Consider the following 20,472-nt stretch of genomic DNA (forward strand, 5'->3'; position numbering starts at 1 on the left):
CACCCCTCCAGCCCACAGGAGAACCTCATGGTCACCGCCCGCATCCACGGCTACCTCAACGACACCGGCACCCAGACCATCGGCGGCACGATCCTCGCCAGCGGCGGCCGGCACGACGACATCAAGACGGTGCAGTGGGACGACGGCCAGACCACCCACGTCGCCGAGCACGACCGCGGCACCACCTGGGACTACACCGAGGACTGACCTGTCGGGCCCGCCACCACGCGCGGGCCCGCACCGCCGCTTGACCCCCGCCATACGCTCAACCCACCGCCGAAAGGACCCCGCCATGCAGGTCATCAAGGTCGCCGACGACGGCACCCTCCGTATCGAGTTCACCGCCGATGAGGCCAAGCAGATCCGCGACGACCTGGACGGTGCCTGGTGCCGAGCGGGAGAAGCAGGCAAGGAGTTCGTCCGTTACGTCGACACGCTGTACGGGGAGCGCCCGGCCCCGACGTTCCCCGGCGGCGGCTTCTGACCCGCACGCCCGCCGCCTGACCGCCCGCACGAAAGGACCCCCGCCATGACCGGGCTGCCCGCCGTGAAGGTCGGCGACCCGCTGATCCTCGTCACCGGCAACAAGTACCAGGGCGACGAGCCCGTCACCGTCTCGCGTGTCGGCCGGAAGTACCTCTACGTGTCGCTCCACGGTCACGAGCGCCAGGAACGCTTCGACCGCGCGACGGGCGTCGAGGAAGGCCAGCGCGGAATCCGCGCGCGCCTGCTGACGCAGGAGCAGTACGACGACCGGGCGCAGCGCGACAGCCTGTTCACCCGGCTCTACGACGCCGGGATCGAGGTGGCCTTCCGGGTGCGCGACGACCTGACCACCGACCAGCTCCGCTCGCTGCTCGCCGTGGTCGAGACCAAGGAGGGCTGATGCTCGCAGCCAGTGAACGCGTCCGGGAGGGCGGGCAGAGCGTCCTCGTCTGGCACAAGGCTGCCGAGCCCGAGCGCTGCAACGGCGAGTGCGACTGGCACCCGATCGCGTGCAGCCCCACCGAGGGCATCGTCACGCCCGGCCCACTGAAGGATGTTCCGCCGGACCTGGACGAACCCGGCCAGCGCTGGTGCGCCGATTGCCTCACCCTCCCCACCACCTGACCACCCGACACGACAGGACGAACCCCATGACCCTGGCTGAACTCCGCGCCGCGCTCGCCAAGCTCGACCACCTGCCCGACGAGACCAAGGTGATCCTCGCCAAGGACGCCGAGGGCAACGGCTTCTCCCCGCTCGACGGGGCCGAAGAGGGCATGTACTGGGCCGAGACCACCTGGAGCGGCGAGCACTACCTCAGCGAAGAACAGCGCCTCGCGAAGGACGAGCCCGACGACTGGTCGCCCGCACCCGACGACGCGGTACCGGCAGTCTTCCTGTGGCCCGTGAACTGACCCCTGCACGCCGAAGCCCCCGCTGCGACGCCCGACGCAACGGGGGCTTCCCCCTGCGCGCCAGCCGTAGAGCCGCCACCCCGGTTGCACGCATCGTTACCATCAAACCACGCCCAACCGGTAACACCCACACGCGAAGGGGGCCCTGTGACCGCCACCAACACCCCCGACAACGGCATCCGAGGACGCGACGGCAAAGGGAAGTTCACCCGCAGCATCGAAGGCGCCGAACGAGACGCCGAAGTCGCCCGCCTCTACTCCCAAGGCGGCATCAGCTTCCGCGCGGTCGGCGAACAACTCGGCATCAGCAAATGGGCCGCCATCAGCGCCTACAACCGCGCCGTCCGCGACGTCGTCCAAGAAGCCGGCGAAGAAGCCCTCAAAGTCCACGCCGCCCGACTGGAGCACGTCGTGGCCCGCTGCATGGAGATCGCCGAGACCGACCACGTCATGGTTTCCCACGGCCGCATCGTGTACGACGACGACGGCCAGCCACTCAAGGACACCGCCCCGGTGCTGGCCGCGTTCCGCGAACTCCGCGGCGCCCTCGCTGACTTCCGCCGCATGACCGGCATGGACAAGCCGAGCAAGGTCGAGCACTCCGGTGGCGTCAAGTACGAGCTGGTCGGCGTGAACCCCGAGGATCTCGTGTGACCCCATCGGTCGTGCGGTACGAACCGCGCGGCGGCGCCAAAACCCTCCTGTCCGCGAAGGAGCAGGAGATCTGCATAGCCGGGCCGGCGGGCACCGGGAAGAGCCTGGCGATGCTCCAGAAGGCGTTCTACACCAGCCTGATGGTGCCGAACTGCCGCTCCCTGATCGTCCGCCAAACCCACGCGTCTCTCACCGGCAGCACGCTGGTGACGTTCGAGCAGCAGGTCGCCACCACCGCGCTCGCCGAGGGCGTCGTGAAGTGGTTCGGCGGCAGCCCCCGCAAACCCGCCGCCTACCAGTTTGCGAACGGCGCGGAGATCCTGGTCGGCGGCCTGGACAGGCCCGAGAAGTTCCTCAGCACCGAGTTCAGCAGGATCTACGTGGACGAGGCCACCCAGATCAGCCTCACCGCACTGGAGACCCTGATCACCCGCCTCCGCGGCAACGCGGCCACCTACCGGCAGATCGTGCTGGCCTGCAACCCGGACCACCCGAAGCACTGGATCAAGCAACGGTGCGACGAAGGCACCATGCGGATGATCCACAGCCTGCACGGCGACAACCCCCTCTACGTCAACCTCGACGGCAGCCTCACCGAGCGCGGCGTCGACTACATGGCCAAGCTCGACGCCCTCACCGGCGTCCGCAGGTTGCGATTCCGCGAAGGAATCTGGGCCGCAGCCGAGGGCCTGGTCTACGAGGGCTGGTCCGAACCCGTCCACGTCATCGAACCGTTCGACGTACCCGCGGCCTGGACCCGCTGGGTCACCATCGACTTCGGCTTCACCAACCCGTTCGTCGCCCAACTGTGGGCCGAAGACCCCGACGGACGCCTGTACCTGATCCGCGAGTGGGTCCGCACCCGCATGCTGGTCGAAGACCACGCCGAGGTGATCCGCGACCGGCTCCTCGCCGGGCAGCCGCGCCCGCGCGCCATCATCACCGACCACGACGCCGAAGACCGCGCCACGCTGGAGCGGAAGCTGGGCATGGGCACGCAGGCCGCGCACAAGGGCGTCTCGGACGGCATCCAGGCCATGCAGTCCCGGCTCAAGGTCCAGCCCGACGGCCGCGCGCGGCTCCACGTCTTCAGCAACGCCCTCCTCGAACGCGACGCCGACATGGACGCCACCTCACTCCCCATCGGGCTCGCCGAGGAAGTCGCCGGCTACGTGTGGGCGGTGAAGCCCGGTAACGCGGGCGGGCTGAAAGAGGAGCCGGTGAAGGCCAACGACCACAGCATGGACGCCGCCCGGTACATGGTGGCGGCCCGGGACATCGGTGGTCGGCCGCGGGTCCGCTGGCTGTGAGACTGTCGTAACCCTACAAGCCGCCACGACGAGAGTGAGACCGTCATGACCAGCCGATATGAGCGACTCCGCAGGTGGGCGCAAGCGTGGCGGAAGTTGGCGCCGATTCTGCTTGACACGGCTGGGATCATCTTGTTGTCGGGTTCCGCCATGTTGTGGTGGGGCCTGGCCGCGGGTGTCGCATCCCTCGGTGTCGGGTGCTTCGTCCTGAACTGGCGGGTCCACGGCTGAACAAGGGAGGGGTGTTGGCCAGAACCCTTCTCGGCGCGCTCCTCAACAAAGCCAGCACTGCTCAGACCCCGGTCCCCTTCGCCTCCCGCTCCCAGTCCACCGGACGCGGCCTCTTCGGCGCCAACCGATCCACCACCGCCCAGCTGAACTCCATGGGGTCGGTCGGCACCCTCTTCGCCATCGTCAACCGCACCGCCAAAGCCGAAGCCGGCGTCGAGTGGGGGCTGTACCGCAAGGCCAAGTCCGGCCTGAAAGAGGACCGGACCCCGGTCACCTCGCACGCCGCCCTCGACGTGTGGAATCGGCCGAACCCGTTCTACACACAGTCCCTGTTCGTGGAGACCGGCGCGCAGCACAAGCAGCTGACCGGCGAGTGGTGGTGGGTCATCGCCCGCAACGAGCGCTCCCCGATCCCGCTGGAACTGTGGCCGGTCCGCCCCGACCGGATGACGCCGGTCCCGGACCCGGACCTGTTCCTCGCCGGGTACATGTACACCAGCCCGGACGGACAGCAGATCGCGCTCCGCCGCGAGGACGTCATCCTCATCCGGACCCCGCACCCCACCGACCCCTACCGCGGGATCGGCCCCGTCCAGGCGCTCCTCACCGACCTGGACGCGGTCCGCTACTCCGCCGAGTGGAACCGCAACTTCTTCCTCAACTCGGCCGAGCCCGGCGGCCTGATCCAGGTCGACGGGCGTCTCGACGACGACGAGTTCAACGAGCTTCGCGACCGGTGGAACGAGCAGCACAAGGGCATCGCCAACGCCCACAGGGTCGCGATCCTCGAAAAGGGCCAGTGGGTCGACCGCAAGTTCTCCCAGCGCGACATGCAGTTCGCCGAACTCCGCGGCATCGGCAGCGAAATCATCCGCGAGGCGTTCGGATTCCCCAAGCCCATGACCGGCGCCGTCGATGACGTCAACCGCGCCAACGCCGAGGCCGGCGAGGTCATGTTCGCGCGCTGGCTGTGCGTCCCCGACCTCGAAGCGATGAAGGACGCGCTCAACCACCAGCTACTGCCCCTCTTCGGGCGCACGGCGGAGGGTCTGGAGTTCGACTACGTCAACCCGGTCCCCGAGGACGTGGAGAAGGAGGCCACGCAGCTCACCGCGCGCGCCAACGCAGTCAGCCTCCTCGTCAACGCCGGGTTCGAACCCGCTGGCACCCTGTCCGCCGTCGGCCTCCCGGAGATCCCGTTCGTCGGCCGGCCTGATGCCGCGCGCGCCGCGGTGGCCCCGGTGCCGGACGACTGGCAGGACTCGGTGACCGGGCTGCTGAGCGACGGCTTCGAGGCGGCACAGCGGTGGGTGGCGGTCGAGCACGACGACGACCACACCTGCGGCCCGTGCCGCGAGGTAGCCGGCAAGACGTACCGCAACCGGGCCGAGGCGTACGCGGACTACCCGGACGGCGGCGGCTACAAGGACTGCGTCGGCGCCCAGTACGGCAACCCCTGCCGGGGGCACGTCGAGAAGCGCGGCCGTAAGGGAGAGGGCTCATGAACATCCAGCTGCCCGGTAAGGCAGCCACCTTCCAGGCCAACCAGCGTGAGCGGGCCGAGAAGCAGCGCGCGCAGCTCGGTGTCGAGGCCCGGTCCTGGTACCGCATCACCAACGCTGCGGACTCCGACGAGGCCGAGGTGATGCTGTACGACGAGATCGGCGGCTGGTTCGGCGCGACGGCTGACGAGTTCATCGCCGATCTCAAGGGCATCACGGCGCAGAGCATGCGGGTCCGGGTCAACAGCCCTGGTGGGTCGGTGTTCGAGGGCATCGCCATCGCCAACGCGCTCCGGAGCCACCCGGCGAACGTCACGGTGCAGGTCGACGGGATCGCCGCCAGCATCGCCAGCGTGATCGCGATGGCGGGTGACCGGGTCGTGATGCAGCCGCAGTCGATGCTGATGGTGCACGACGCCTCCGGTATGTGCTTCGGCAACGCGGCGGACATGGCCGACACAGCCGACCTCCTCGACAAGATCAGCGACAACATCGCCGACGCCTACTCGCAGCGCGCGGGCGGCAGCCGGGACGACTGGCGTACGACCATGCGCGCGGAGACCTGGTACACGGCTCAGGAGGCCGTGGACGCTGGTCTCGCCGACGAGGTCATGCCGTCGCCGAAGAAGCAGGGGCAGCCCGACCCGGACGAGGCTGAGCCGGAGATGCGGCGCCGCTACGACCTCACCGCCTACGGCTACCAGGGGCCGCCGCAGAAGACCGAGCCGACGCTGACGTTCAACCTCGGCGAGGCGTTCGGCGAGCAGCTGCTGGCAGCGCTGCGCACGCGTCCTGCCGAGGTGAAGGCTGTGATGCGGCAATTCGATGAGGGCGACCGCGTCCGCGTGACCGGCACACCGCACGAGCCCGGCCACAGCGAGGGCGTCATCGCCGTCGTCAACGGCAACGCCTACGGCATCATCTTCGACAGCCCGGACGACGACACCGAGCCCGGCGAGCCGTACCTCTGGTACGTCGACAACGAACTGGAGTTCGTCGCTGAAGGCCCGGACGGCGGCGGCCAGGGCGGCAACTACAGCCAGCCCGCTCCCGAGCCCGAGCCGGAACCGGAGCCCGAGCCGCTCCTGCCCGGCGTCTCCCACCCGATGGGCGTCCCCACCTCCCAGACCGAGGCCCAGCCCACCGCAGCAGCCGACCCCGTAGACGACTGGACGGCGCTGGTCGCCGCCCTCATACCCGACGACACCGACGACTGGTCGGCGCTCGTCTCCAACCTGACCGAGCCCGACACGTCGTCCAGCGCGGCGACGGACGCCTGAAGGAGGCACCTGTGGCAACCCCCACCAACACCGTCCCGCGCAATGCCGACGAGCTTGCCGAGATGCTCAGCGACCCGGCGAAGGTCCGCGAGATCGCGAACAGCCGGGAGTCCCTGACCGAGTTCATCGACGCCTACGCCCAGAAGCAGCAGGGCGAGGGCACCGACCTCAACCGGCTCGTCGCCGAGGAGACGCAGAAGCAGTTCGCGGACTTCCTCCGCGAGCACGGCGCCGACATCAAAAACAAGGACGCCGCCGGCGCCATCAAGCGCCTCGACCTCGACCCGCAGGCGCGTCGCGGCGACGGCAACATGCTCACCTCCCACCGGCAGGCCACCGCCCACAACTCGGCGGCGTCCGGCGCGGTCCTCGACGGCGTCTTCGACAACGCGATGGACTACGCCAAGACCATCTGGCACATGAACAACCGGCCCGACGCGGAGAAGCTGTCCGCGCTGCGCAACGCCGCGTCCAGCGTCAGCCCGTCCGACGGCGGGTTCCTCGTCCCGGAGACCCTGCGGTCGAACCTGGCGCAGATCGCGCTGGAGGACTCCGTCGTCCGGCCGCGCGCCACCGTCGTGCCGATGGACAGCGCCAGGGTGCCGATGCCGATGATCGACTCGACCACCAACCAGGGGTCGGTGTTCGGCGGCATGGTCGCCTACTGGGGCGAAGAGTCGGCGATGCTCCAGGACTCCAACCCGAAGTTCGGCCGGATCGTCCTCGACGCGAAGAAGCTCACCGGCCTGAGCGCGGTGCCGAACGAGTTGCTCCAGGACTCCATCGTCTCGTTCTCGGCGCTCCTGGAGTCCCTGTGGCCCAAGGCCATCGCGTTCTCCGAGGACGCGGCGTTCCAGACCGGGTCGGGTGTCGGCGAGCCCAAGGGCTACCGCGGTGCCGCGAACAAGGCCGCCGTCGCCATCAGCCGCGGCACCGCCAACACCATCAAGTACACGGACATCGTCGCGATGTACGCGCAGATGCTTCCGTCGTCGCTGAGCCGCGCGGTGTGGATCTGCTCCCCGGACGCGATCCCGCAGCTCCTCCAGATGTCCCTCACCGTCGGCACCGGCGGTAACAGCATGTTCGTCGTCAACGCCACCGACTCGATGCCCATGAGCATCTTCGGTCGGCCGCTGATCATCACCGAGAAGGCCAGCCCGCTCGGCACCCGCGGCGACCTGTCGTTCGTGGACCTCAGCTACTACCTGATCGGTGACCGGCAGCAGATGTCCATGGACTCCTCCACGGACTACCGCTTCGGCAACGACCAGACGACCTTCCGCATCATCCAGCGCGTCGACGGCCAGCCCTGGCTGAAGTCCGCGATCACCCCGCAGAACGGCAGCTCCAACAAGCTCAGCCCCTTCATCGAGCTGGCGTAACCCGCCCGACGAACGCCAACCCCACCACCAGACGAAAGGCAAGCTCATGGCTCAGAAGGCGCTCGGCAGGCTCGTGAACTTCACCCCTGCCGCGGACGGCAAGTGGATCTCCCTCCAGGACGCGGGAGGCGTGCTCTTCGAGTGCTACCTCGCCGGCGCCGTCGGCGACACGTACACGCTCCAGGAGGCCAAGGACTCCTCGGGCACCGGCGCGCAGAACCTCGCCGTCATCACCGAGTACTACACGAACACCGGCGACGGCACCGACGCGTGGGTGAAGCGCACCCAGCCCGCCGCCGCGACCGTGGTCACCGCAGCCTCCGCGACGCAGAACGCCATGGCCGTCGAGGTGCAGGGCACGTCGCTCGACGACGGCTACAAGTACGTGAAGCTGACCAGCACCGGCGCCGGCCTGGTCTTCGCGAACACCCGCGATCTGATGGCCCAGCGCGCCCCCGAGATGCTGCCCGCCATGGGGGCCTGACATGGCGGCCTGGGAGTGCGCCGAATGCACCACCACCTACGCGGTGGGGCTGCCGAAGTGCCCGCAGTGCGGGTCGGCCATCCGCGTCAACGAAGCGACCCAGCCCCCGGAGGAGCAGGACATGCCGAAGGTGACCGTGCACGGCGGCCCGTCGATCGAAGGGCACGCCGTCGACCCGGAGACCAGCGAGGTCACACCGATCGAGCCGGAAGAAGGTGAGGGCGTATCAGCTGGTACGAGCTCCTCGACATCCTCCGAGACGCCGTCGCAGAGCGACGAGCAGAGCGAGAAGCCGGACCGGTCTCGTGCCCGTGGGACGGGGAGCCGCTCCACCCGAAGCCGCGAGGAGGAGGGCTCTTCTGCCCGTCGGACGGCTACCGGTGGCCGGAAGACGGCTGGGGACCACTCGGCTGAGGATGGCGACGCGTGACACCGAGCGTGGGCCGCACCGTCCACTACGTCAGCTACGGCACCCCCGGCCGTGAGTACACCTCGGAATGCCGGGTCGCGATCGTTACGGCCGTGCCCAAGTACCTCACGGCCGAGCCGATGGACGGCTGCCCGAACGGTACGGACGGTGAATGGATCGCTTCTCTCGCTGTCCTCACCCCGACTGGCCTGTTCTTCAACGAGGACGTGCCGTTCAGCGAGGACAACCACGCGGGCGGCACCTGGCACTGGCCCGAGCGCACCGACTGATCCACACCGCTACGAGACGCAAAGGAGGGAGGTGACATGGGCAGCATCCTCGACACCAACACGGCTCCGGACGGCATCCGGTACGCGACCCGCGAGGACGTCATGCGGGCGCTCGACGTGCAGACCACGGCACGCAACCGGCGCCAGATCGACGACGCTATCGAAGCCGCCTCGCGCGGCGTCGAGGGCCTGTGTCACCGCCGCTTCTACCCCGTCCTCGGCACTCGGTACTTTGACTGGCCCGGCCGTCCGTCCGCTGGCTACACGCCGTGGCTGCTTCGCCTGGACGACTCCGAGCTGATCTCGTTGGTGAGCATCACCAGCGGTGGCATCAGCATCCCTCTGGAAGACGTCAACCTGGAGCCGAACCGTAGCGGCCCGCCCTACTCGCGGGTCGAGATCATCCTGTCCACGAGCGCGGCCTACGGCGGCGGCCAGACGTACCAGCGGGACATCACCATCACCGGCCTGTGGGGCTACCGCGACACCGAGACCACCCTCGGCGCGACCACGGCGGCCGTCGGCTCGGAGACGACGCTCACCGTGGACGGCGCCACCTCGGCGGCCGTCGGCGTCGGCAGCATCCTCCGGATCGACACCGAGCGGATGCTCGTCACCGAGCGCGCGCAGGCCAGCACCGGGCAGACCGGCACCCTCACCGCCAGCAAGGGCGACACCACCCTCACCGTGGCGGACGGCACCGCCTTCGCCGTGGACGAGGTGCTGCTCCTGGACTCCGAGCGCGTCCGGGTCGATGACATCGCCGGGAACACGCTGGTCGTGGAGCGGGCCTACGACGGCACCGTCCTCGCCGCACACACCAACACGGCCATCTATGCGCCGCGCGCGCTCACCGTGACCCGCGGAGCCCTCGGCACCACCGCGGCCACGCACGCCAGCGGGGCCACGGTGTACGCGTGGCAGCCGCCCGGCCTAATCCACCAGTTGGTCAAGGCGGAAGCGATCTGGGCGTTGCTGCAAGAGCGGTCCGGTTGGTTCCGGCTCGCCTCGTCGTCCGGGAAGAGCGCCCCCGAGGTGTCCAGGGTCTCGATCGACGCCCTGCGCGACCAGGCGTACACCGAGTACGGCCGCAAGGCCCGCACGAGGGGAATCTGACGTGCCCGGAATGGACTTCGATGTCCGCGTCGCCAAGCGCGGCCCCATGTTCGACGGGCGCACCGCGAAGGCCGTGCACGCCTACCGCGACGAGATCAGCCTCCGCATCGCCGAGGAAGGCGAGAAGCTGGTCCGGCAGCGTCTCCACGTCGTCCTGAAGAACCCGACCGGTTACTACGAGTCGCAGATCAGCGTCGGCCGCGCCGGAGACGGCTACCGCGTCTCCGACAGCAACGTCATCTACGGGCCCTGGCTCGAAGGCGTCGGCAGCCGCAACAGCCCCGTGACCCGTTTCCCCGGCTACGCAACTTTCAGGCGCACAAAGCCCTTGGTCGACCAGCGGGCCCGGCAGATCGCCGTGCAGCTCCTGGCCCGCTACAAGGCGATGGGGCTGATCTGACATGGCCCTCGACATCACCACCATCCTCGACACCGTCCAGACTCACGTCCTCACCAGCGGCTACTTCGACACCGTCAACGGACACGAACCCAAGTCCTCGCCAGGGAACGGGCTGTCGGCGGCGGTGTGGGTGGAGCAGATCGGGCCGGCGCGCGGCGGCAGCGGCCTCGCGGCGACGAGCACTCGGCTCGCCCTGTGCGTGCGCCTGTACACGCCGATGGTGCAGGAGCCCGAGGACGCCATCGACCCGAACCTGATGACCGCCCTCGACGCGCTCATGGCCGCCTACTCAGCCGACTTCACGTTGGGCGAGATCGTGCGCGAGGTCGACTTGCAGGGCATCTACGGCGACCCGCTGTCCGCTCGCGCCGGCTACCTCACGACGGCCGGCGCGGAGTACCGGGTGATGACGATCACCCTCCCCCTCATCGTCAACGACCTCTGGGAGCAGGCGGCATGAGCAAGAGCAGCGGCCTCGGCGACAACCTCTACATCTCGGGCTTCGACGCCTCCGGGGACATCAGCGCGCTCGGCAACGTCGGCGGCGGCCCGGCAGCGCTGGACTTCACCGCGATCAACAAGTCCGCGATGGAACGACAGGGCGGCGTCCGCGACGGCCGGATCGAGTTCACCGCCTTCTTCAACCACGTGGCCGCCGGCACCGGCACGCACGAGAAGCTGTCCGCGCTGCCGACCAGCGACGTCATCCTCACGTACTGCCGCGGCACCAACGTCGGCGATCCGGCGGCCTGCCTGGTCTCGAAACAGATCAACTACGACGGCACCCGCGGCAACGACGGCGCGTTCACGTTCGCCGTGTCGGCGCAGGCCAACGGCTACGGCCTCGGCTGGGGCCGCCAGCTCACCGCCGGACTCCGCACCGACACGGCTGCCACACAGGGCGCGAGCATCGACACGGTGGCGGCGACCAGCTTCGGCGCCCAGGCGTACATGCAGGTAACCGCCTTCACCGGCACCGACGTCTCGGTGAAGATCCAGGACAGCGCCGACAACGTGACCTTCGCCGACGTGCCTGGGCTGACCTTCACCCAGATCACCGCCGCGCCCGCGGCGGAGCGGATCGCCACCGCACCCACCGCGACGATCCGCCAGTACCTCCGCGCAGTCACCGTGACGACCGGCGGCTTCACCAACCTGAGCTTCAGCGTGGTCGTGGTCAAGAACGAGTCGGCGGTGACCTTCTGATGCACAGGATCGAACCGCAGATGCCGGCCGCCGCGTACAAGACGTACGCGATCGTCGCGCCGAAGAGCACCCACTGGGTGGACGCGACGTGCGCGGAGGTGGACTGCGCGCACTACCTGAACGGCTGGCAGTCCGTCATCGACGAAGCCACCGAGCTAGGCCAGCGGCAGGCCCACTACATCCGCAAGCGGTCCGGCCGCGCCTACCGCGAGGAACGCCGCCCGGACGGGCTGACCGCGTTCACGTTCGAGGCCGGACAGCCCTGCTTCAACGCGGCCAAACACCAGAAGCGGACCGGACGGCCGGAGCTGTACATCGTCCGCGACGGCGACCACCGCGGTAACCCGCGAGGCACCGCTCCGCGGCAGCACGTCCGCGCGGCCGACTGGGTCGAGGACTTCGCCGAGCACCAGCAGGCGCTCGCCAACGAACACCAGAAGGGATAGATCATGGCCAAGGCTTCCGGTCTCGGGTGGTCCGTGCTGTCGGTGGACGACAGCACCGGCACCCCGAAGGACATCAAGAACGACGTCACGAACCTCCAGTTCGCGACGCCGCGCGCGACGCAGGACATCACCGGCGTCAACAAGTCCGCGATCGAGCGGCTGCTGTTGCTCGCGGATTTCAGCATCACCCTGAACGGCGTCTTCAACGCCGCGACCGGTGCGAGCCACGACGTCTTCAAGACCGTGCCGTCCACCTCGGTCGCGCGGACCACGTCCCTGACCGTCAACGGCGTCAGCCTCAACAACGAGGTGCTGTATACGGACTACCCGCTCACCCGCTCCAACTCGGGTGAGCTCACCTGGGCCGTCCCCGGCGTCCTCGCCGACGGCACCGTCCCCGTCTGGTCCTGACCCCCTGAGAGGAGGCCCGCGATGGGCTGCAAGAGGAACCCCAAGCTGTACAAGCTCCGCTTCGCCGACGGCGACTACGAGGGCCTCGAAATCACGATGCGGTCGGTGTCCATCGGCGAGATGCGCGCCATGCAGGGCACCAGCGAAGAGGGCTCGGGCCGGGACGGCTTCGACCGGATGGCGGACCTTGTCGCCTCCCACATGGTGGCCTGGAACCGCGAGGACGAGGACGGCAACGCGCTCCCGCCGACGATGGAGTCCCTCGAAGACGAAGAGCCGTCGCTCATCAACCTGATCATCGACCGGTGGACGGACGCGGTCGCGGGTGTCGCCGCCCCTTTGGAGCAGCCCTCGAACTCTGGCGGCAGTGCCCCGGAGGAGTCCATCCCGATGGCTCCGTTGTCACCGAGCCTCGCGAGCTGACCGACGCGAGATTCATCCTCGGCCTCTGCGACCGCTGGCACAAACTGCCCAGCGAGATCTTGGCCGAGCCTGCCGAAACGCTGCGCCTGCTGACGATCGAATCGATGGGGGTGAACCCAGATGACCAACGTGGTAGAGATCCTGATCACGGCTAAGAACATGACTGGCCCGGCCATGGCCAGCGTGAACGCCGAAGTCAGCAAGGCAGGCCGCGGCATGGCCGCCTTCCACAAGACCGCGTTGATCGCCGGTGCCGGGCTCGCCGCGATCGGCGTCGAGTCGGTCAAGATGGCATCGAAGTTCGACGCTGCGATGGCGCAGCTTCACACGCAGGCCGGCGTGTCGCAGGACAAGATCGCCGGGTTGAAGCAGGGAGTCCTCGACCTCGCCGGCAAAGTTGGACAGGACCCCGACAGCCTCGCCGAGTCGCTGTACCACGTGGAATCGAACTTCGAGTCCATGGGCATCAGCAGCAGCAAGGCGCTGAAGCTCACCGAGACCGCGGCGAAGGGCGCCACAGTCGGGCACGCGGACCTGGTCGACGTCACCAACGCGCTGACCGCGGCCGTCGCCTCCAGCATCCCCGGCGTGCAGAACTTCGACAAGGCGATGGGCGTCCTCAACGCCACCGTCGGCGTCGGCGACATGAAGATGCAGGACCTCGCCAACGCGTTCAGCAGCGGCATGGTCGCCACCGTCAAGGGCTTCGGCCTGTCCATCACCGACGTCGGCGCCGCCCTCGCAGTCTTCGGCGACAACAACATCCGCGGCTCGCTGGCCGGCAACCAGCTCCGCATGTCGGTTATGGCCCTGGCCCACCCGGTGGCCACCGCAGGCGACGCGCTCCAGCGCCTGGGCCTCCAGCAGGACACCCTCTCGAAGGACATGCAGCGGGGCGGTCTGAAGCTCGCTCTGGAGGACCTGGTCGGCCACATGAAGAAGGCCGGGATCTCGTCCAAGGAGCAGGGCGACATCATCACCCAGGCGTTCGGCCGGAAAGCCGGCGCGGGCCTCAACGTCCTCGTCAGCCAGATGGACCGCCTGGAGTCGAAGTACCCGGCGCTGGCCGAGGGCGCCAACAAGTTCGGGGACGCGTGGGCTGGCACGCAGAAGACGTTCGCGTTCCAGATGAAGGCGCTCCAGGCGTCGTTCGACGCGCTGATGATCACGCTGGGGAACAAGCTCATCCCGCCGTTGCAGTCGTTCGTCAGCCTCATGCTCGCGCACAAGTCCGCCACCACCGCCGCGGTCGCCGCGCTCGGCGGGCTCCTCGCCGCCACCGTCGCCGTGTCCGCCGCGATGAAGGCAGCCGCCGCGGCCCAGATGCTGTGGTCGGCCAGCGGCCGGGGGCTCGCCGCGCTCGCGGGCGTGTTCGAGTCGGTAGCGCTCAAGGCCATGTACATGAAGCAGGCGTTCGTCGCGGCCGGCGGCGGCATTGCCGGGCTGAAGGCGGCGTTCGCTGAGCTGAGCATGCTCGGTAAGGCCGCGGTGATCACGGCCGGGCTCGCGGCTGTGGTCGCGGGCGTGATGGCGCTGTCGCAGGTCGGGAAGCGGACGCCGCCGGACATCGACCGAATGACGACCGCCCTCGGGAAGCTGGGCACCACCGGGCAGGTCACCGGCGAGGCCCTGAGGGTCTTCGGCAAGGGCCTGGGCGACCTCGCCTACGACGTCGACCGGGTGGCCGGCAAGTCGTCCGGGATGGACGCGTTCAACGACACCATGAACAAGGTCTTCACCTTGGGCATGGCGCACTCCAACAGCCTGAACATGGCCAAGGAGGACATCGACGCCCTCGACAAGTCGCTCGCGAGTCTGGTCAGTGGTGGCAAGGCGCAGCTTGCGGCGGCGGCCCTGTCGAAGATCGAGGACGCCTACGCGAAGAAGGGCGGCGACCCGAAGAAGCTCGTCGGGGAGTTGGACGACTACAAGGCCGCGCTGGCGTCGTCGTCGCTCCAGGAGGAGCTGACCGCTAAGTCCATGGGCCTGTTCGGGGACGCCGCCGTATCAACGCAGAAGGCACTCGACGCCGAGAACCAGTCCGCGCAGGGCCTTGAGCAGTCCATCATGGCGTTGAACCAGGTGCACCGCGGTGCGTTCGACGCGGAGACGGCCTTCTACCAGGCCATCAGCGACGCCACCAAGGCCATCAAGGAGAACGGCCGCACCCTCAGCCTCGGCAGTGAGGCGGGCCGAAAGAACCGCGACGTCCTCTCGCAGCTCGCCGCGAAGACCGAAGACCTGGTCGACAAGAAGCTGAAGGAGAAGGCCAGCTGGGACCAGGTCGACAAGATCTACGAGAAGGGCCGCAAGACCCTGATCTCCGTCGCCGAGCAGATGGGCGACACCAAGTCGCAGGCCGAGAAGCTCGCGGACACCCTGCTGAAGGCGCCCGAGGCGAAGAAGCTGAAGCTCCAGGTCGATGACAAGCAGGCCACCGCCGACCTGAATGCCTTCAACGCGGCCGTGCGGAAGGCGCCCGGCTCGAAGTCGGTGACGCTGTCGACGCTCAGCAAGACCGCTGAGTCGGTGCTGGAGGCGTTCGGGTACAAGGTCACGCACCTGAAGAACGGCAAGGTCACCGTGTCGGCTGCCGCGGGCGGCGCGCTCGGCACCATCGCCAGCGTCGCCGCAGCCATCCGCGCCCTGAACGGCCGAACCGCCACCACCTACGTCAAGACGGTCCGGCTCGGCGGCAGCAGCATGTGGAGCAGCAAGCCCATGCCCTCAGCGGCCACGGGCGGGCTGATTCCCCGGTATGCGGACGGTGGCGACGTCCAGCACTTCCCCGACGGCGGGTACATCCAGGGCCCGGGGAGCGGCACCTCGGACAGCATCCTCGCCCTCCTGGGCTCGGGCGCGGTGGCCCGAGTCTCCAACACCGAGTACGTGATCAAGGCGGCGGCCGTCCAGAAGTACGGCGTGCACATGCTCGACGCCATCAACCAGGGCAGGCTGCCGGTCGCGCACTTGGCCGGCGGTGGCCTCAGCCAGGGCGCGAAGGACGCTCGTAAGCAGCTCAGCGGCTCGTTCGGCATCAGCTCGTTCGGGCGGATGGCCGGATACCACAGGACCCCGTTCGAGCACGGTCTCGCCACACCGGACAGCGTGGACTCCCTGGTGTCGAGCCTCAACGATGCCGCGAGCAAGATCAAGGCCGCGTTCAGTGGGAAGACCGAATCGAACCTGCTCAAGCACCTGAACAGCGTCGGCAAGTCCCTGCTGGGCTACGAGAAGCAGCTGACGAAGGTCACCGCGAGCCTGGCGACGGCGAAGGACAAGCTCAACTCGTTGAAGGACTCCGCGAGTCAGCTGTCTGACTCGATCAAGAGCAACCTGATCAGCAGCGCGAACGTCACCAAGGCGGCGTCGGGCGCCGACGGCGGGACCGTCACCCTCGGCACCATCCGCACCGGCCTGTCCGTGTCCCGCGACAAGGTGACCGCGTTCGCCAATGCGCTCAAGCAGCTCGCATCGAGGGGCTTCTCCAAGTCCGTCATCCAGCAGGTCGCCGAGGCCGGCATCGACGGTGGCGGTCTGGAGACCGCGGGCGCACTGCTGACGGCGTCGGCGTCCGAGGTGTCGTCCATCAACTCGATGCAGTCGCAGATCGAGTCGGCGGCTGGGTCGGCTGGGAAGACGACGGCGGACTCGGTGTACGCGACGGCGATCAAGGACCAGACCGCGGCGGTGAAGAAGCTCGCCGACCAGCAGTCGAAGCTCCAGAAGTCCATGGACAAGCTCGCGGCGTCCATGGAGAAGCTGATCAGCAAGGCGCTGAAGGGCAAGGCCGCGGGCGGCATCGTCGGCGCCGCCGCGAATGGTGGCCTGCGCTCGAACCTGACGTGGGTGGGCGAGCAGGGGCCCGAACTGCTGGACCTGCCCGCCGGATCGCGGGTGTGGTCGAACCCGGACTCGCAGCGGATGGTGCAGACCCCGTGGGCGTCCATGCTCAACGCCCCGCGCCGCGCGGCCACCGCTCCCGTGGTCGCGCCGTCCAGTTCGGAACCCCAGCGGATCATCTTGGAAATCCGGGCGGGCGACAGCGGCCGGTACACCGAGTTCCTGGTCAGCGAACTGCGCAAGGCGGTCAAGACACGCGGCTCCATCGAAGCCACCTTCGCGCCGCCCCGCGGCCGATAGAGAGGAACGCAAGTGCATCGCTACAAGGTGTGGAACGGGCCGATGCCGACCACGGCGGCCCAGCAGAAGGTGACGACGGGCACGGCGATCAAGACCATGCTTCAGATCGCGCTGCCGAGCACGAGGCAGATCCAGCTGATCAGCTGGGGGTTCACCCTGGACGCCGTTCCTGCGTCGGCCGGTCAGGTGGAGTTGATCCAGACCGATGTGGCCGCCACGGTCACCGCGCACGTGGCCACCGGCCTCCAGCCGCTCGACCCGAACGCGCCGGCCAGCCTCATGACTCTGAGCACAACTGGCACCGGCTACACGGCGACCGCCGAGGGCACTGTCACCGCGACCCGCACGTTCGACACCAACTTGGTGCCGCCCGCTGCCGGGGCGACGGACATCAACTACTACTACCAGTGGATGCCCGACGAGCGGCCCATCGTCGCCGCCGGGAAGTTCCTCCGCGTCCGGGCCACGTTCGGGGCCGCGGTCAACATGACGACGTTCGTGACCTGGGACGAGTAGCCGATGCCTGGAGGTGGTCTCGCAGCTCGGGTGATGGGCTGGCAGCGACGCATGGGCGTCACGGCCGGTCCCCTCGGCGCGTCCGGAGAGGCGTCCACTGGCGATCCGGTCACGGTCGAACTACTCGTGTCCGGCGCCTGGGTGGACATCACGAGCTATGCGCTGGTCCGGGACGACAGCGGCACCATCAGCATCACCAGCGGCATCCGCGACGAGGGCTCACAGACCGAGGCCGGAACCTGCTCGCTGGAGTTGAAGAACCAGGACGGCAGGTTCTCGCCGAGGAACCCGATGGGCCCGTACTACGGCGCCATCGGCCGCAACACGCCCATCCGGATCAGCGTCCCGGACGGCGTCGGCGGCAAGTCGTACCGCATCTGGGGCGAGGTCTCCTCCTGGGCGCCCGGCTGGGACACGTCCGGCACCGACGTCTACACCAACGTCTCCGCCAACGGCATCCTCCAGCGCCTCGCGCAGGGCCCGGCGCCGGCGCACAGCGTCATCTACAACGCGATCACGAACCCGCAGCCGTCGGGGCTGGTGGCGTACTGGCCGTGCGAGGACGCCACGGGGTCCACGTCGCTGGCGTCGGCGCTGACGTCGGGCTCGCCGATGAGCTGGACTGGCACGCCCAACCTGGCGTCGTACAGCGGGTTCGCGGCGTCCGATCCGCTGCCGGACCTGTCGGCGGCCACCCTGTCCGGCGGCGTCGCCGCCTACGCTGACCCGACCGCGACGCAGGTGCGGTTCTTGGCCTACATCCCGGCGTCGGGCCTGTCGGACGGCAAGGTGCTCTGCTCCATCAGCCAGCAGGACTACGCGGCCGGGTCGCCGCAGTTCTGGGAGCTGTACTACTCCACCACCGACGCCAGCAACTCGCTGGTGCTGCGGTCGTGTGCGTCGGACGGCACCGCCCTGGGGGCGATCCTCCCGCACACCCTCGACGTGCGCGGGCGCCTGCTGTACGTCTCGGTGGAGATGCAGGAGACCGGTGCGGACATCACCCGCGCGATCCGGCTGGTGGACGTCACCTCGGGCCGCGTGTACAGCGCCAACGACACCCAGTTCGTGACCCAGCTGACCCGCGTCACCAAGCTGAGCTTCGGCACGGCGTCCCGCAGCGCCGTCGGCCTCCTCGGCACCGCCACCCTGCCCGGCGTCGCCATCGGCCACGTCACCGTCGAAAGCCAGATCACCGCCATCGGCGCGCTCGGGGTGCGTCTCAACCCGATCGGCGAGACCGCGGGCCGCCGAATACAGCGGCTGTGCGGGGAGGCCGGGCTCGCGTGCGAGTGGGTCGGCGACCTGGACGACACCGTGCCGATGGGCGCGCAGGGCAAGGCGAATCTGCTGTCGCTGGTGCAGGAGTGCGCGCTCGCCGACGGTGGCCTGCTGTACGAGACGCGGGGCGCGCTCGGCCTCGGCTACCGCACCCGCGCCAGCCTCTACAACCAGGACCCGGCGCTCGTCCTGGACTACCCGTCCGCCCAGCTTGCTGCTGTGCCGACGCCGGTTGAGGATGACCGCTACATCCAAAACAAGATCACCGTCACCTGCGGTGGCGTCACCGCGACCTACGAGCAGACCACCGGCACCCTCAGCACCCAGCTCCCGCCGGCCGGTGTCGGCGAGTACGGGCAGGACACGACGCTGAACCTCGCGGCCACGGACTCGGGCACGCTCCAAGACCAGGCGGCGTGGCGAGTGCACCTCGGCACCGTGGACGAGGCCCGCTTCCCCAGCATCTCCGTGAACCTCGCGCACCCGTCGATCAGCCCGGACATGCGGCGCGCGATCCTCGCCATGCGCCCCGGCGACCGCATCCAAATCACCAACCCCCCACCGTGGTTGCCGCCGGACACCATCGACCAACTCGTCATCGGCGTCAGCGAGACGCTCACCCACTTCGAGCACAAGCTCACCTTCAACTGCCAGCCGGCCAGCCCGTACTCGTACGTCGGCATCCTCGACACCACCGCGCGCATCGACACCGACGGCTCACAGATCCTCGGTCCCCTCACCCCGACCACCACCCTTTTCAGCGTGCAGCCCACAGACCCCTACGACATCCTCTGGACCACCGACCCAGCCGATGTCCCGGTCGACATCCAGGCTGGCGGGGAGGTCATGCGCGTCACCTCCATCAGCGACATCGTCGCCGACGCGTTCACGCGGACCGTCACGGGCGGCTGGGGTACCAACGGCACCATCACGTGGTCTACGACCGGCGGCACCGCGAGCGACTACTCGGTGAACGGCAGCGCGGGAGCCCATCTCCTGCCGACCGCGAACCTCGCGCACTACTCCTACTTCGCGACGACCATCGCCGATGTCGACTGCTACGTCAGCGTCACCACCGACCAGCTTCCGGCCGGCGACAGCCTGGTAGGCGGTCTCACCGCTCGCTTCATCAACGTCAGCAACCTGTACATGGCGCAGGTGCGGTTCACCACGGCAGCCCAGGTGGCCGTTGCCATCGTCAAACGGGTCAACGCCGTGGAGACGACCCTCGGCAGCTACACCATGCCCGCCACCGCGTTTGTCGCGGGGACCGTCTACCGGCTGCGGTTCAAGGTGAAGGGCAGCTCACTGAAGGCCAAGATCTGGCTGGCGACGGACGCCGAACCAGCCGCCTGGGCGGTGTCCGTCCTGGACACCGACCTGATCAGCACAGGATTCCTCAGCACGCGGTCCTTCTCCGGTCCGGCCAGTACGAACACCAACCCGAGCATCCTCTACGACGACTACCGGATCGTCAGCCCGCAGCTGTTCCAGGTGATCCGCAGCATCAACGGCGTCGTGAAATCTCATCCCGCAGGCGAGGCGATCTCGCTCGCTCACCCCACCGTCCTCGCCCTGTAAGGAG

At 68.7% G+C, this 20,472-nt stretch carries 23 protein-coding genes; all 23 read left to right on the forward strand.

Annotation, left to right across the window (positions count from 1 at the left end; genetic code table 11):
- The first annotated feature begins 27 nt into the window (after nt 1-27).
- The 23 genes from BLW85_RS04965 to BLW85_RS05080 all read left to right on the forward strand — a co-directional run bounded on the left by BLW85_RS04965 (nt 28) and on the right by BLW85_RS05080 (nt 20,468).
- Nucleotides 28-207 (forward strand): hypothetical protein, encoded by a 180-nt coding sequence (locus BLW85_RS04965; RefSeq protein WP_070024657.1) that lies wholly within the window; start codon nt 28-30, stop codon nt 205-207.
- An 85-nt stretch (nt 208-292) separates the two neighbouring features.
- A complete protein-coding gene (locus BLW85_RS04970; protein WP_074990962.1) occupies nt 293-484 on the forward strand; it encodes a hypothetical protein in 192 nt (63 codons plus the stop codon).
- 45 nt (nt 485-529) lie between these two features.
- A complete protein-coding gene (locus BLW85_RS04975) occupies nt 530-886 on the forward strand; it encodes a beta barrel domain-containing protein (protein ID WP_074990964.1) in 357 nt (118 codons plus the stop codon).
- Nucleotides 886-1,110 carry a hypothetical protein gene (locus tag BLW85_RS04980; protein ID WP_074990966.1) on the forward strand — a complete coding sequence of 75 codons (225 nt, stop codon included), beginning with the start codon at nt 886-888 and terminating at the stop codon, nt 1,108-1,110. Before BLW85_RS04975 ends, BLW85_RS04980 begins: the two co-directional genes overlap by 1 nt.
- Before the next feature lie 26 nt (nt 1,111-1,136).
- Nucleotides 1,137-1,400: a hypothetical protein gene (locus tag BLW85_RS04985; protein WP_074990968.1), complete on the forward strand. Its 264-nt coding sequence runs from the start codon at nt 1,137-1,139 to the stop codon at nt 1,398-1,400.
- A 147-nt stretch (nt 1,401-1,547) separates the two neighbouring features.
- Entirely contained in the window at nt 1,548-2,054 is a 507-nt protein-coding gene (locus BLW85_RS04990; RefSeq protein ID WP_074990970.1) for a hypothetical protein, read from the forward strand.
- Nucleotides 2,051-3,364 (forward strand): phage terminase large subunit, encoded by a 1,314-nt coding sequence (locus tag BLW85_RS04995; RefSeq protein WP_079172258.1) that lies wholly within the window; start codon nt 2,051-2,053, stop codon nt 3,362-3,364. Before BLW85_RS04990 ends, BLW85_RS04995 begins: the two co-directional genes overlap by 4 nt.
- Nucleotides 3,365-3,609: 245 nt before the next feature.
- Nucleotides 3,610-5,100, forward strand: coding sequence for a phage portal protein (locus BLW85_RS05005; RefSeq protein ID WP_074990977.1), 1,491 nt, complete (start codon nt 3,610-3,612; stop codon nt 5,098-5,100).
- The gene (locus BLW85_RS05010; protein WP_074990979.1) at nt 5,097-6,377 is read left to right on the forward strand and encodes a head maturation protease, ClpP-related; all 1,281 of its coding nucleotides are present in this window, start codon (nt 5,097-5,099) and stop codon (nt 6,375-6,377) included. Before BLW85_RS05005 ends, BLW85_RS05010 begins: the two co-directional genes overlap by 4 nt.
- An 11-nt stretch (nt 6,378-6,388) precedes the next feature.
- Nucleotides 6,389-7,762, forward strand: a complete 1,374-nt coding sequence (locus BLW85_RS05015; protein ID WP_074990981.1) for a phage major capsid protein — start codon at nt 6,389-6,391, stop codon at nt 7,760-7,762.
- A 46-nt stretch (nt 7,763-7,808) separates the two neighbouring features.
- Nucleotides 7,809-8,246 (forward strand): hypothetical protein, encoded by a 438-nt coding sequence (locus BLW85_RS05020; RefSeq protein ID WP_070024634.1) that lies wholly within the window; start codon nt 7,809-7,811, stop codon nt 8,244-8,246.
- A gap of 1 nt (nt 8,247) precedes the next feature.
- Nucleotides 8,248-8,676, forward strand: coding sequence for a hypothetical protein (locus BLW85_RS05025; protein ID WP_074990983.1), 429 nt, complete (start codon nt 8,248-8,250; stop codon nt 8,674-8,676).
- Nucleotides 8,673-8,945 (forward strand): hypothetical protein, encoded by a 273-nt coding sequence (locus tag BLW85_RS05030; protein ID WP_074990985.1) that lies wholly within the window; start codon nt 8,673-8,675, stop codon nt 8,943-8,945. Before BLW85_RS05025 ends, BLW85_RS05030 begins: the two co-directional genes overlap by 4 nt.
- A 36-nt stretch (nt 8,946-8,981) precedes the next feature.
- Nucleotides 8,982-10,061, forward strand: a complete 1,080-nt coding sequence (locus BLW85_RS05035; protein ID WP_074990987.1) for a hypothetical protein — start codon at nt 8,982-8,984, stop codon at nt 10,059-10,061.
- A gap of 10 nt (nt 10,062-10,071) precedes the next feature.
- Entirely contained in the window at nt 10,072-10,461 is a 390-nt protein-coding gene (locus tag BLW85_RS05040; RefSeq protein WP_074990990.1) for a hypothetical protein, read from the forward strand.
- 1 nt (nt 10,462) lies between these two features.
- Nucleotides 10,463-10,921 (forward strand): hypothetical protein, encoded by a 459-nt coding sequence (locus tag BLW85_RS05045; protein ID WP_070024629.1) that lies wholly within the window; start codon nt 10,463-10,465, stop codon nt 10,919-10,921.
- On the forward strand, nt 10,918-11,667 hold the full coding sequence (locus BLW85_RS05050) for a hypothetical protein (protein WP_074990992.1): 750 nt from the start codon (nt 10,918-10,920) through the stop codon (nt 11,665-11,667). The genes BLW85_RS05045 and BLW85_RS05050 overlap by 4 nt, the downstream gene beginning before the upstream one ends.
- On the forward strand, nt 11,667-12,113 hold the full coding sequence (locus BLW85_RS05055; protein ID WP_074990994.1) for a hypothetical protein: 447 nt from the start codon (nt 11,667-11,669) through the stop codon (nt 12,111-12,113). The genes BLW85_RS05050 and BLW85_RS05055 overlap by 1 nt, the downstream gene beginning before the upstream one ends.
- A 3-nt stretch (nt 12,114-12,116) precedes the next feature.
- Nucleotides 12,117-12,524, forward strand: a complete 408-nt coding sequence (locus tag BLW85_RS05060) for a hypothetical protein (RefSeq protein WP_239697838.1) — start codon at nt 12,117-12,119, stop codon at nt 12,522-12,524.
- 21 nt (nt 12,525-12,545) lie between these two features.
- Complete coding sequence (locus BLW85_RS05065; protein ID WP_074990996.1) at nt 12,546-12,947, forward strand: hypothetical protein; 402 nt, start codon at nt 12,546-12,548, stop codon at nt 12,945-12,947.
- 120 nt (nt 12,948-13,067) lie between these two features.
- Nucleotides 13,068-17,090 carry a phage tail tape measure protein gene (locus BLW85_RS05070; protein ID WP_079172259.1) on the forward strand — a complete coding sequence of 1,341 codons (4,023 nt, stop codon included), beginning with the start codon at nt 13,068-13,070 and terminating at the stop codon, nt 17,088-17,090.
- Nucleotides 17,091-17,102: 12 nt separating this feature from the next.
- Nucleotides 17,103-17,606: a hypothetical protein gene (locus BLW85_RS05075; RefSeq protein ID WP_074991001.1), complete on the forward strand. Its 504-nt coding sequence runs from the start codon at nt 17,103-17,105 to the stop codon at nt 17,604-17,606.
- Nucleotides 17,607-17,639: 33 nt separating this feature from the next.
- On the forward strand, nt 17,640-20,468 hold the full coding sequence (locus tag BLW85_RS05080) for a hypothetical protein (protein WP_074991004.1): 2,829 nt from the start codon (nt 17,640-17,642) through the stop codon (nt 20,466-20,468).
- Nucleotides 20,469-20,472 lie beyond the last annotated feature (4 nt).

Source organism: Streptomyces misionensis, from assembly GCF_900104815.1.
GTDB lineage: Bacteria > Actinomycetota > Actinomycetes > Streptomycetales > Streptomycetaceae > Streptomyces > Streptomyces misionensis.

Coding starts and splice junctions, on each gene's coding strand:
- BLW85_RS05080 (WP_074991004.1), top strand. CDS start 17,640: ATGGGCTGGCAGCGACGCATGGGCGTCACGGCCGGTCCCCTCGGCGCG.
- BLW85_RS04965 (WP_070024657.1), top strand. CDS start 28: ATGGTCACCGCCCGCATCCACGGCTACCTCAACGACACCGGCACCCAG.
- BLW85_RS05065 (WP_074990996.1), top strand. CDS start 12,546: ATGGGCTGCAAGAGGAACCCCAAGCTGTACAAGCTCCGCTTCGCCGAC.
- BLW85_RS05055 (WP_074990994.1), top strand. CDS start 11,667: ATGCACAGGATCGAACCGCAGATGCCGGCCGCCGCGTACAAGACGTAC.
- BLW85_RS05070 (WP_079172259.1), top strand. CDS start 13,068: ATGACCAACGTGGTAGAGATCCTGATCACGGCTAAGAACATGACTGGC.
- BLW85_RS04980 (WP_074990966.1), top strand. CDS start 886: ATGCTCGCAGCCAGTGAACGCGTCCGGGAGGGCGGGCAGAGCGTCCTC.
- BLW85_RS04970 (WP_074990962.1), top strand. CDS start 293: ATGCAGGTCATCAAGGTCGCCGACGACGGCACCCTCCGTATCGAGTTC.
- BLW85_RS05045 (WP_070024629.1), top strand. CDS start 10,463: ATGGCCCTCGACATCACCACCATCCTCGACACCGTCCAGACTCACGTC.
- BLW85_RS05060 (WP_239697838.1), top strand. CDS start 12,117: ATGGCCAAGGCTTCCGGTCTCGGGTGGTCCGTGCTGTCGGTGGACGAC.
- BLW85_RS05025 (WP_074990983.1), top strand. CDS start 8,248: ATGGCGGCCTGGGAGTGCGCCGAATGCACCACCACCTACGCGGTGGGG.
- BLW85_RS04985 (WP_074990968.1), top strand. CDS start 1,137: ATGACCCTGGCTGAACTCCGCGCCGCGCTCGCCAAGCTCGACCACCTG.
- BLW85_RS05040 (WP_074990990.1), top strand. CDS start 10,072: ATGGACTTCGATGTCCGCGTCGCCAAGCGCGGCCCCATGTTCGACGGG.
- BLW85_RS05020 (WP_070024634.1), top strand. CDS start 7,809: ATGGCTCAGAAGGCGCTCGGCAGGCTCGTGAACTTCACCCCTGCCGCG.
- BLW85_RS05050 (WP_074990992.1), top strand. CDS start 10,918: ATGAGCAAGAGCAGCGGCCTCGGCGACAACCTCTACATCTCGGGCTTC.
- BLW85_RS04975 (WP_074990964.1), top strand. CDS start 530: ATGACCGGGCTGCCCGCCGTGAAGGTCGGCGACCCGCTGATCCTCGTC.
- BLW85_RS05010 (WP_074990979.1), top strand. CDS start 5,097: ATGAACATCCAGCTGCCCGGTAAGGCAGCCACCTTCCAGGCCAACCAG.
- BLW85_RS05035 (WP_074990987.1), top strand. CDS start 8,982: ATGGGCAGCATCCTCGACACCAACACGGCTCCGGACGGCATCCGGTAC.